12 protein-coding genes are annotated in these 11,528 nt (G+C 59.9%); 4 read left to right on the forward strand and 8 right to left on the reverse strand.

The genetic code is table 11. From position 1 onward, the window contains the following. Positions 1 to 30: 30 nt before the first annotated feature. Entirely contained in the window at positions 31 to 300 is a 270-nt protein-coding gene (locus tag O8B93_RS10540; protein ID WP_269709757.1) for a hypothetical protein, read from the reverse strand. Next, on the reverse strand, positions 297 to 1,442 hold the full coding sequence (locus tag O8B93_RS10545) for a CobW family GTP-binding protein (protein WP_269709921.1): 1,146 nt from the start codon (positions 1,440 to 1,442) through the stop codon (positions 297 to 299). Before O8B93_RS10545 ends, O8B93_RS10540 begins: the two co-directional genes overlap by 4 nt. A gap of 324 nt (positions 1,443 to 1,766) precedes the next feature. Between O8B93_RS10545 and ugpB the strand changes: the two genes are divergently transcribed. From ugpB to O8B93_RS10565, 4 genes are all read left to right on the forward strand, one after another. Then, positions 1,767 to 3,077 (forward strand): sn-glycerol-3-phosphate ABC transporter substrate-binding protein UgpB, encoded by a 1,311-nt coding sequence (gene ugpB, locus O8B93_RS10550; protein WP_269709923.1) that lies wholly within the window; start codon positions 1,767 to 1,769, stop codon positions 3,075 to 3,077. Positions 3,078 to 3,146: 69 nt separating this feature from the next. After that, positions 3,147 to 4,028 (forward strand): sn-glycerol-3-phosphate ABC transporter permease UgpA, encoded by an 882-nt coding sequence (gene ugpA / locus O8B93_RS10555; RefSeq protein ID WP_269709758.1) that lies wholly within the window; start codon positions 3,147 to 3,149, stop codon positions 4,026 to 4,028. A gap of 10 nt (positions 4,029 to 4,038) precedes the next feature. Further along, on the forward strand, positions 4,039 to 4,887 hold the full coding sequence (ugpE, locus tag O8B93_RS10560; protein WP_269709759.1) for a sn-glycerol-3-phosphate ABC transporter permease UgpE: 849 nt from the start codon (positions 4,039 to 4,041) through the stop codon (positions 4,885 to 4,887). Further along, positions 4,887 to 5,948 (forward strand): sn-glycerol-3-phosphate import ATP-binding protein UgpC, encoded by a 1,062-nt coding sequence (locus O8B93_RS10565; RefSeq protein ID WP_269709760.1) that lies wholly within the window; start codon positions 4,887 to 4,889, stop codon positions 5,946 to 5,948. The genes ugpE and O8B93_RS10565 overlap by 1 nt, the downstream gene beginning before the upstream one ends. A gap of 71 nt (positions 5,949 to 6,019) precedes the next feature. Here the strand turns inward: O8B93_RS10565 and O8B93_RS10570 are convergent, their stop codons facing one another. From O8B93_RS10570 to odc2, 6 genes are all read right to left on the reverse strand, one after another. Then, positions 6,020 to 6,463 carry a glyoxalase superfamily protein gene (locus O8B93_RS10570; protein WP_269709761.1) on the reverse strand — a complete coding sequence of 148 codons (444 nt, stop codon included), beginning with the start codon at positions 6,461 to 6,463 and terminating at the stop codon, positions 6,020 to 6,022. A 210-nt stretch (positions 6,464 to 6,673) separates the two neighbouring features. Then, positions 6,674 to 7,360, reverse strand: a complete 687-nt coding sequence (locus O8B93_RS10575) for an OmpW/AlkL family protein (protein WP_269709762.1) — start codon at positions 7,358 to 7,360, stop codon at positions 6,674 to 6,676. 273 nt (positions 7,361 to 7,633) lie between these two features. Further along, a complete protein-coding gene (locus O8B93_RS10580) occupies positions 7,634 to 8,929 on the reverse strand; it encodes an MFS transporter (protein WP_269709763.1) in 1,296 nt (431 codons plus the stop codon). A 69-nt stretch (positions 8,930 to 8,998) separates the two neighbouring features. Beyond that, positions 8,999 to 9,400, reverse strand: coding sequence for a MarR family winged helix-turn-helix transcriptional regulator (locus O8B93_RS10585; RefSeq protein WP_269709764.1), 402 nt, complete (start codon positions 9,398 to 9,400; stop codon positions 8,999 to 9,001). A 146-nt stretch (positions 9,401 to 9,546) separates the two neighbouring features. After that, a complete protein-coding gene (locus O8B93_RS10590; protein ID WP_006314763.1) occupies positions 9,547 to 10,116 on the reverse strand; it encodes a GNAT family N-acetyltransferase in 570 nt (189 codons plus the stop codon). 250 nt (positions 10,117 to 10,366) lie between these two features. Continuing rightward, entirely contained in the window at positions 10,367 to 11,500 is a 1,134-nt protein-coding gene (odc2, locus tag O8B93_RS10595; protein ID WP_269709765.1) for an ornithine/lysine decarboxylase, read from the reverse strand. Positions 11,501 to 11,528: the final 28 nt, after the last annotated feature.

The following is an 11,528-nucleotide window of genomic DNA, read 5'->3' on the forward strand; positions in this document are numbered from 1 at the left end:
CAAGCGCCTCCGCCGCTTGGAGGCGGGTTCTCAGGCGGAATTCACGGCAAGGGCGCACACGATATCGTCATGATCCACCTCCAGCAGCGCCTTGTGGATGGATATTTGCCTGGTTTCGCCGCAGGCGAACAGGACGACGATCACTGTTTCCCGTGGCGGGCAATCCGGTAGCGCACAGGAAAGCTCGCTGACGGAGACGATATCTTCGGCACAAAGATGTAGCAAATCGCGCGCCCATTGTTTCAAAACGCGGGCCTTCGAGATGATCGCGGAACCGCTACGTGCGAGCGGATTGTTCATGCCCTGCCCTTTCGCCCCGCCTGCGCGGCCAATGTGTTGAAAAGATCACGGATCGGCTGCTGCGGCATATCCATACCGATCATGACGATACGGGTTGAACGATCGCCATCCGGCCAGCTTTCCAGCCGGGTCAGGGGATAAAGCCGGTGCTGCACGGCGTGGGCGACAACCGGCCGCTCCGGGTCGTCAGTCGCGCCGAAAATTCCCTTGAGCCGCAGCAGGCCGGAATGCACGTTGCTGGTGACAAGTTCGAGAAAGGTGACGATCGCCTGCGGATCGAGCGCGCCGTCGAAGGTGAGGTCGAATGCCTTCACCCCGGCGCCATGGCGGTTGATGTCGTGATCATGGCCGGCATGAAGGCTCAGCCTGTCGGCGGCCAGCCACCCCGGCACGTCCTCCGTCTTGCCGTGCAGCGAATAATTCTTCGTTGCGAGAAGCGACATGAGATCGAAATCGGCCGCGTTGCGGTCATGCAGGTGGGCGGCGGGATTGAGATCGGTGAGGCTCTTCTGGTCGATTACCGCCGCATCGGCGAGATCGGTCTTGGTGAGAACGATGTGATCGGCAAAGGCCAGCTGTTTCCAGCCCTCGATGAAACTGTCAAGCACCGCCCGGCCCGAGATGACATCAAAAACCGTGACAACGCCCGAAAGATGAAAGTGCCGGGCAACGATATGGTCACGCAGGCCAAGCGCCGGTGTGCCACCGGCAATCAGGCTGTTGATGATCGGTGCGGGATCGGCAAGGCCGGTGGTCTCGATCACGACCCGCGATATTTCCGGCATCACCCCTTCGAGAAAGGCCTGATGCAATTCGTAAAGCGAGGTGCGGATATCGCTGGTGGCGGTACAGCAGATACAGCCCGTCGTGGTCTGGAAATAACGCTCCGAACCGGTTCGAACCAGACCGTGATCGATGGGTACCGAGCCGAATTCATTGACGATGACGGCCGCGTCGCCCATGGCCGGCGCGGCCAGAAGCTCGTTCAGCAAGGTGGTCTTGCCGGCACCGAGAAAGCCGGTGAGCAAGGTGACGGGCACCGTCTGAACCGGTGGCGCCGCAGCCGAATCCTCCTTGCGTTCAACCGTCTTCTTTCGCGTGATTCCGAACACGTCTGCATCCTGCAATTCATATATTCGCATCACCATAATATGTTATGTAATAACATATCAATAACATTCATACACGCCACATATAAAGGGCACTGCCATAGCGGTGTTCGTCCGCATAACCTTGCCTCATCACGTCATGCCAACGAACACAAGAAAAAATCGAGACACTCCGAAAATGGAATAATAAAACCATTCCATTCACTTTCGTTTTAATCGTTCCACGTTCTCTTGCATTTTCGTTAGAGTTCGCTTTTAATCGGCGATGCTAATACAGAAAAGATCGCCCGCAGCCGGATCGAGGAGGATAGGCTGCAATAAGGGCATGTATCTTTTACTGTTTTTAAAACGGGAGGAATCACCTTGAAAAAACTCAGCTACCGCCTTGCTGCGGCATCCGCGCTTTCGTTTTTTGTCACATCGAATGCTTTCGCTGCGACGGAAATCCAGTGGTGGCACGCCATGACCGGCGCCAATAACGAAGTCGTGGACGCGCTTGCGAAAGAGTTCAACGACAGCCAGAAAGACTACAAGATCACGCCCGTCTTCAAGGGCACCTATCCGGAAACGCTGAATGCCGGCATTGCCGCCTTCCGCGCCAAGCAGCCGCCAGCGATCATTCAGGTCTTCGACGCCGGTTCCGGCGTGATGATGGGCGCCGCCGGCGCCATCAAGCCGGTGGCGGATGTGCTGAAGGAAGGTGGCTACACCTTCAACAAGGATGAATATCTGGCCGGCATCGTCGCCTATTATTCCAAGCCCGACGGCACCATGCTGTCCTTCCCCTATAATTCGTCCTCGCCGATCCTCTATTACAACAAGGACACCTTCCAGAAGGCAGGCCTTGACCCGGCCAACCCGCCGAAGACCTGGCCGGAAGTTTTCGAAGCCGCCAAGAAGATCAAGACCAGCGGTGCCGCACAATGCGGTTTCACCTCCACCTGGCTTACCTGGATCCAGACCGAAAACTTCGCCGCCTGGAACAACGTTTCCTATGGCAGCAATGAAAACGGGCTTGGTGGTACGGATGTGAAGCTTGCGGTCAATGCGCCGCTGTTCGTCGGGCATTTCCAGGCGATTGCTGATCTCGCCAAGGACGGGACCTTCCGTTATGGCGGACGCACCTCCGAAGCCAAGCAGCTGTTCATGTCCGGTGAATGCGGCATTCTCACCGAATCCTCCGGCGGCCTTGGCGATATCGTCAAGACCGGCATGAATTACGGCATCGGTCAGCTGCCCTATTACGAGGGCCATGGCCCGCAGAACACCATTCCCGGTGGCGCCAGCCTCTGGGTGTTCGGCGGCAAGAGCGACGCCGAATATAAGGGCGTGGCGGAATTCTTCCATTTCCTCTCGCAGACCAAGATTCAGTCTCGCCTGCATCAGGTCTCCGGCTACATGCCGGTAACGATCGCGGCCTATGAGGAAACCAAGAAATCCGGCTTCTACGACAAGAATCCTGCCCGCGAAACGCCGCTGCTTCAGATGATGGGCAAGCCGCCGACAGAAAACTCCAAGGGCGTGCGCCTCGTGAACCTGCCGCAGGTGCGCGACATCATGAACGAAGAGTTCGAGGCGATGCTGGCCGGCAAGCAGGACGCGAAAGCCGCCCTCGACAAGATCGTTGAGCGCGGTGACGCAGCCATCAAGCAGGCCGCCGGCAACTAAACGATCCCTGCTCCCGCCCGCATCGCTCACCCGGTGCGGGCGGTATTTCCATCTCATCAGGAGATCGCCGTGCAAAGCGTCGTATTCCCCAACAAGATCCTGCCCTATCTGCTGGTCGCCCCGCAGATTATCCTCACGGTGATCTTTTTCTTCTGGCCCGCAAGCCAGGCTCTCTACCAATCCACCATGCGCGAGGACGCCTTCGGGCTGAGCAGCAATTTCGTCGGGCTGGCCAATTTTTCCGCCGTGCTGTCAGATGAGAGCTATCTCAACTCCCTGCACGTCACCGTCATCTTCAGCGTGCTGACCGCACTCGTCTCCATGGGACTTGCGCTGCTTCTGGCAACGGCAGCTGACCGCGTGGTACGCGGCAAGGGTTTTTACCGCACGATGATGATCATACCCTATGCCGTGGCGCCTGCCGTCGCCGGCATGTTGTGGCTGTTCATGTTCAACCCCGCTATGGGCACCTTCTCTTATATCCTGCGCCGCAACGGCATCATGTGGGACCCGCTGCTTGACGGCAACCAGGCCATGCTGCTGGTGGTCGCCGCCGCTGCGTGGAAGCAGATCAGCTATAATTTCCTGTTCTTTGTCGCAGGCTTGCAGGCAATTCCGAAATCATTGCTGGAAGCGGCCTCCATTGATGGCGCGCGCGGTGCGCGGCGCTTCTGGACCATCGTTTTCCCGCTGCTGGCACCGACAACCTTCTTCCTTCTGGTCGTCAACACGGTTTACGCCTTCTTCGATACCTTCGGCATCATCCATTCCGTCACCGGCGGCGGCCCCGCCAAGGCGACGGAAACGCTGGTCTACAAGGTCTATAATGATGGCTTCGTGAACCTGAACCTCGGCTCTTCCGCCGCGCAATCTGTCATCCTGATGGTGATCGTCATTGCGCTCACTGCCTTCCAGTTCCGCTTCGTTGAGAAGCGCGTGCATTACGGCTGAGGATTTCACAATGATTGAAAATCGCCCGGTCGCCCGCATGGTCGCCCATCTGATGCTCATTCTCGGCATCATCGTTGTGGCCTTCCCGATCTATTACACCTTCGTCGCTTCTTCCATGACGTCGACGGATATCATCCGCCCGCCCATGTCGCTTTTGCCCGGCGATCATCTAGGCGCCAATTACACCGAGGCCATGGCCGGCGGCGTCGAAAGAGTGGTTGGCGTCAGCCTCGAGCGGCTGCTGTTCAACAGCTTCGTCGTGGCGCTCGCCATCGCCATCGGCAAGATCGTCATCTCGTTCCTGTCGGCCTTCGCCATCGTCTTCTTCCGCTTTCCCTTCCGCATGGGCTTTTTCTGGATGATCTTCATCACGCTCATGCTGCCGGTGGAGGTGCGTATCCTGCCCACCTACAAGGTTATCGTCGATTTGGGCCTGATCGACACCTATGCGGGGCTGACGCTGCCGCTGATGGCGTCGGCGACCGCCACCTTCCTGTTCCGGCAGTTCTTCCTGACCATTCCCGGCGAACTGGTCGAGGCGGCGCGTATCGACAATGCCGGTCCGTTCCGCTTCATGCGCGATATTCTGCTGCCGCTGTCGAGAACCAATATCGCCGCCCTATTCGTGATCCTGTTCATCTATGGCTGGACCCAGTATCTCTGGCCGCTGCTCGTGACCAACGACGCCAAGATGAACACGATCATCATCGGCTTGAAGCGCATGGTGGATTTTACCGACGCTTCGACGCCCTGGAATTACGTGATGGTGACGGCGATCCTCGCCATCATCCCCCCGATTATCGTTGTGGTGCTGATGCAGCGCTGGTTCGTCAAAGGTTTGGTGGAGACCGAGAAGTAATGGCAAAAATTGCGCTGAAAGACGTCCGCAAGGTTTATGGCGGCAATGTCGAGGCCATCAAGGGCGTGTCCATGGACATCGCCGACGGCGAAATGATCGTGCTCGTCGGCCCGTCCGGCTGCGGGAAATCCACGCTGCTGCGCATGATCGCCGGTCTGGAGAGTATTTCGGGCGGCCAGATCGTCATCGGCGACCGCGTCGTCAACGATCTCGAACCCTCTGACCGCGACATCGCCATGGTGTTCCAGAACTATGCGCTTTATCCGCATATGACGGTGCACCAGAACCTTGCCTATGGCCTGAAGAACCGCAACACGCCGAAGGAGGAGATCGAACGGCGCATCACCGAGGCGGCCAAGGCGCTGGAGATCGAGCAGTTCCTGGAGCGCAAGCCGCGCCAGCTTTCCGGCGGCCAGCGCCAGCGCGTGGCCATGGGCCGCGCCATCGTGCGCAAGCCCGCGGCCTTCCTGTTCGACGAGCCGCTCTCCAACCTCGACGCCAAGCTGCGCGTGCAGATGCGGGTGGAAATCCGCCGCCTGCAACGCTCGCTCGCCACGACAAGCGTTTATGTCACCCATGACCAGATGGAGGCCATGACGCTCGCCGACCGGCTGGTGGTGCTGAATGCCGGCCGCATCGAGCAGATGGGCACGCCGATCGAGCTTTACGAAAAGCCGGCGACCACCTTCGTGGCCACCTTCATCGGTTCGCCCTCCATGAACCTTCTGGCGCACGGCACGGCTTCGTCCAATGGCTCTACCGGCTGGTCGGTGAACGGTGTTACAGCACTACCGCAGACCGTCGCCACACTCGGCATTCGCCCGGAAGACATCACGCTTGCCACCGAAGCCCCGGCCGACGCCGCCTTCACCGGCACGGTGCAGGTGGATGCCGTGGAACTGGTTGGAGCGGAAAGCTATGTACACGGCTCCTTCGCCGATGGCACCACCATCGTCTTCCGCGTTCCCGGCCGCTCCCAGCTGGGCATTGGCGAGACACTGAAGATCGCCGCACAGGCGAAGAATTTCCATCTGTTCGATACGACGGGCAAGCGGATCTAAACTTATCGATGAAAATCGAACACCCGCCATTCGGCGGGTGCTCGGGCATCGCTAAAACCTTCGCCGTCCCCCTACCACACCAGTTCCACCTGCGGCCGGCCGTTGGAGGTTTTCTCCACCGTGCGGCCGGATGTGTCGATATTGCAGTGGACACGTTGCCGGAAGGCGGAGAAGCTTTCGAAGGTCACGACATCGACGGGATCGTCGAGATGCAGGGTGAGCCGATAGCGTTCGGGCTCTCCGCCGAGCGCCTGAACGCCAAGCACGGAGGCGACAAAGGGTTGGCCGAGGTAGAAGCCTTCCACTCTCGAACCCAGAAGATAGGGATTGAAGGCGGGGCGGTTGCCGGCCGATGCGTGGAGGGTGTTCCAGTCGCGGAAGCCATATTGCGCAGCGATGAGTTCCAGCGCCTTCGAGTGGGTGATTGTCTGCCCCTGTTCCTCAAGGGCGGCGCGCAGGCGTTTTGCCTGTTCCTTTAGCCCCTCCAGGGCGGGAAGCGGTTTGGACACGTTCATAACGGTTCTCCAACATTGACATGCCGAATTTTCCGAGGGGTGTCCGCGTTGCCATCGACGACATGCAAAACATGGGGATGACCGTTATCAAGGATAAGAGCTTCACCAGGGGCAAAAATGCCTGCGGACGGCCGGGGCTCTCTGCCCGTGGCCGTCCGTATAGCTCAGAACGCGCCGCCCGTCAAAGGCAGTGCTCAGGCCCGCCCTCGATCAGAAGCGATAGGTGATACCCGCGCCGATCAGCCAGGGATCGAGCTTGGCCTTGCCGCTGATTGGCGTGCCGCCCAGTTCGGCGGTCCAGTCGGTCTTCAGGAAGATTTTCTTCACGTCGAAGTTCACGCCCCAATGTTCGTCGAGCATATAGTCGAAACCGACTTGCACGGCAGCACCGAGCTTGTTCTTGACATCGAGATTGCTGAAACCGGGCTTTTCCGACTGGTTGTAGAACAGCGAATAGTTCACGCCCGCACCGATATAGGGCTTGAAGGCACCGAAATCGGTGAAGTGATATTGCAGCGTCAGCGTCGGCGGCAGCAGCCATGTCTTGCCCACAGGCGTGCCGGCGAGCACGCCCTCGCCATTGATCTTGGCATAGGTGGTGCCGAGGATAAGTTCGGCGGCGAAGTTGTCGGTGAAGAAGTAGCTGATGTCGAGTTCGGGGATCACGGTATCCGAATAGGACAGGCCCGCACCCGGAACGCCGTCGACGCTGCCGCTGTCATTGGTGATGACGCCGAGGCCGCGCACGCGCAGCATCCACGGGCTTGCCGCCGCAATGGCTTCTTCGGCGGTGGGCGCCGGTGCCAGCGGCGCCAGATCGGCGGCCAGCGCACCGTTTACCATCACCATCGCCGCAACGCTGGCCAGCAGGGCGGTTTTGCTGTTCATCTTCGTCATTCCATCTCTCCTATAGCGCAGCGCGGCCGGGCAGCCCCCGAACCGGCTGATGACGGTGGGTAGGCGACTCTTCGCCTGCCGCACCGGATCGCAGCCACTATGGCGATGGACCGGGTGGGCCGATTGAGATGGATCAAATGGGAACGACGATCGCTTGTCAGGCCGACGAAGCAAGCGGCATTGTGACAATTGCGCAACAAAACTTGTCCTGTGACGGACGGTTTCATACCCTTGAAAAGGAAAAGGGCGCCGGTTCGGCGCCCTTCCTTACCCTCAGGCCGCCTGAGGCGTCAGGGCGGCGGAGCCCGGCTTCCTGAGAAGCAGCACCGAGAAAGCCGCGATCAGGCACATCAGGCCGGCAATCTGCAGCGCCGGCATATAGGTATCGAAATCGCTCTTGAAGAAACCGGCGCCGAAAGCCGCGGTGGCTGCGCCCAGCTGGTGGCCGGCGAAGACCCAGCCGAACACGAGACCCGCTTTTTCGCGTCCGAAATTTTCGGCGGCGAGCTTCACCGTCGGCGGCACCGTCGCCACCCAGTCCAGCCCGTAAAAGACGGCGAAGACCGAAAGCTCCACGAAACTGAAACCGGAGAAGGAAAGATAAATCAGGGAAAGGCCGCGCAGACCGTAAAACCAGAACAGCAGGAACCGGTTGTCGAAACGGTCGGAGAGCCAGCCGGCGAAGATCGTGCCGAAGAAATCGAAGATGCCGATTACCGCCAGCGTGCCTGCCGCCGTGACCGCGGCCATGCCGAAATCACCGCAGATCGAAATCCAATGGGTCTGGATGAGGCCATTGGTGGACAGGCCGCAGACGAAAAAGGTGCCGAACAGGACCCAGAAGACCGGGTTGCCGGACACGCTTTTGAGCGTCACCAGCGGTGAGGCCAGCGTGGCGAGAAGATTATGGTCCTGCTTCGGCGGCTTTACCACCGCCGTCTCGCCATAAGCCGGCAGGCCGACATCGGAAGGGTGGTCTCTCATCAAAAGCAGGACGAGGACCATCGCGGTTGCAATCACCGCAACGGATAGCGTCAGGGCCGTCCGCCAGCCATAGGCCTCGGTCAATGCCGCCAGCAACGGCAGAAACACCAGCTGACCCGTGGCATTGCTGGCTGTCATCAGGCCGATCACGAGGCCCCGGCGTTTGGAAAACCAGCGTGACGCCACCGTCGCACCCAGCACCAGTGCGGTCATGCCGGTGCCCACACCGATCACCACACCCCATAGAAGCAGCAATTGCCACACTTCCGTCATGAAGAACGACACAACGATGCCGCCCATGATCAAGGCGAGTGCCGTCGATACCACCTGCCGGATGCCGAAATGGTTCATGAAGGCGGCGGCAAAAGGCCCAAGAAGACCAAAAAGCACCAGCCGCACCGCCATGGCGGAGGAAATATCGGCGATATCCCAGCCGAATTCCTGGTGCAGAGGCTGGATCATCACCCCTGCAGATCCCATCGCGCCGGCGGTGGCCAGCATGGTCAGAAAGGTGGTGACGGCTACGACCCAACCGTAATGCAGGTTTCTGCCGGCCATCCAGCTGGCAAGGCGTGTGGAGAGCATGTTCAAGGTCCCTTTCCAGCGGCCTTTGGCCGAGTCTTGCGGGTAGATACCCGCTTCATGATCTAAAAATTAGAGGACTGCGAGTATTTCCTGCAATTGCGCGGTCTTTTCGGGCCCCAGCCGAGCCTCGATGTCGTCCTGCACGCCGTCCCAAAGCGGCGCGCCTGCCTTCAAGATCGCCTGCCCCTCCTCCGTTACGGTCAGCATTGCCTCCCGCTGGTCCTCACCGTGGCCGATGGCGACCAGCCCCATGCGGGCCAGCACCCTGGAATTGCGGCCGACAGTGGAGCGATCCAGCTCCACCCGCGCGGCAAGGTCGGTCAGCGACACAGGCGCCGTGCGGTTGATGTTCCGCAACAGGCTGAACTGGGCGATATTGACGCCAAGCGGCGCCAGCGCCTCGTCATAATAGGACGAGACCTTGCGGGATGCTTTGCGCAACAGAATGCAGTGGCAACGATCATTTGGCATTTGTCTCGGGTATATACCCGCAAATTATCGCAAGCAATAGGCGTTTGGAAAATTATCGGTGGGGAAAGGTCGAGCGCATTGACCGTATGATAGAAACAATAAACCCCGGCTTTGGGCCGGGGTTTGATATCAGTAGGAGGGTCGCCTCAGGCCGAGAGACGGCGACCGTTTGCGACCAGAAGACCGGCGGCACCTTCCAGCCAGCCAGCTTTCAGCTCCAGCGCCAGGAAACGGTTGCGCTCGAACGGGCCGGGCATGATCAGGTGCTGCGCCTTGTCGGCGAAGAAGCCGAAGCGCTCGTAATAGGGCGCGTCGCCGACCAGAAGGATGGCGCCGTGACCGCGCTTGGTGGCTTCACCGATTGCCGCGCGCATCAGCGCCGAGCCGATACCTTTGCCCTCATGGGCGGCATCGACGGCAAGCGGGCCGAGCAGCAGCGCTTCGACGGGACGGCCTTCGCGCGAAATGCCGGCTTCGACATTCCACAGGCGCACGGTGGCGATGACATGGCCGTCCTCATCACGGGCGACCAGCGCCAGGCCTTCGGCCGGAACGCGGCCGGCGCGCAACTTCTCGGAAGACTTGCGGCGGCGGCCAGCGCCCATGGCGCGGTCCAGCAGGTTCTCACGGGCGACGACATCGCCCGGATTTTCCTGATCGACATGAAATGTCTGCGGCGTGAAAAATGCCCGTACCGAATTCAAAAGAGCGGCCATCCTTGGCCTCCCGTCACACAACCGCCCACACGCGGCCCTTGATGAAAAATGGTGAAACCGCTCCGGCCCGCCGACACGCTTTCCTCGGCTGGAAGAGGTGCAGCAAGCAGGGATTTGCGCAACAGCACAATCGGCAGGGCCGGAACGGAAGCTTGGTCGAGACGCCGCCCTGTTCAGCGGGCGGCGTTCGAACTTTTTGACCTGCGCATCGGGTTTTCCTAAAACCGCGTTACACTTTTCGGCCCGATGCTTAGATGACGTAAGCCTTCAGCGGCTCGAAGCCATTGAACGCGACCGCCGAATAGGTCGTCGTATAGGCGCCAGTGCCTTCGATCAGAACTTCGTCGCCAATGGTCAGCGAGACCGGCAGCGGATACATGTTCTTTTCATACAGCACGTCGGCGCTGTCGCAGGTCGGGCCGGCCAGAACGCAGGGCTGCATCTCGTCCTGATCGCGCTCGGTGCGGATCGGGTAACGGATTGCCTCGTCCATCGTCTCGGCGAGACCGCCGAACTTGCCGATGTCGAGGAACACCCAACGATGGTTGTCGTTGTCGGACTTCTTCGACACGAGAACGACTTCCGCCTTGATGACACCGGCATTGCCGACCATGCCGCGGCCCGGCTCGATGATCGTCTTCGGGATCTGGTTGCCGAAGTGCTTGCGCAGCGCCGTGTCGATCGCCTGGCCGTATTCTTCGGCAGCAGGAACGTCGCGCAGGTACTTGGTCGGGAAACCACCGCCCATATTGACCATCTGCAGGTGGATGCCCTGCTTGGACAGCGACGCAAAGACGCGCTTTGCATCGGCAAGTGCCGCATCCCATGCGTCGAGGTTCATCATCTGCGAACCGACATGGAAGGAAACGCCGTAGGATTCCAGACCCATCTGATGCGCATAGACCAGAACGTCGACAGCCATCTGCGGCACGCAGCCGAACTTGCGCGACAGCGGCCATTCAGCGCCTTCACCGTCCGTCAGAACGCGGCAGAACACGCGCGCGCCGGGAGCGGCACGGGCAATCTTCTCGACTTCCTCATGGCTATCAACGGCGAAGAGATCGATGCCGAGCGCGTGAGCGCGGGCGACATCGCGCTCCTTCTTGATGGTGTTGCCGAAGGAAATCCGGTCGGACGTCGCACCGGCATCGAGCGCCATCTGGATTTCAGCCACGGAGGCGCAATCGAAGTTGGAGCCGAGCGAAGCGAGCAGCTTCAGGATTTCGGGAGCCGGGTTTGCCTTGACGGCATAATAGATCGCGCTGTTCGGCAGGGAATGCCGGAACGCGTTGAAATTGTCGCGCACGACGTCGAGATCAACCACGAGGCAAGGGCCTTCGGGACGTCGGGTCTTGATGAAGTCGAGAATGCGTGCAGTCGTCATCGATATATTCCCTATAAAACCGACTCCG

The organism is Martinezella rhizogenes, from assembly GCF_027460065.1.
Taxonomy (GTDB): Bacteria; Pseudomonadota; Alphaproteobacteria; order Rhizobiales; family Rhizobiaceae; genus Agrobacterium; species Agrobacterium rhizogenes_C.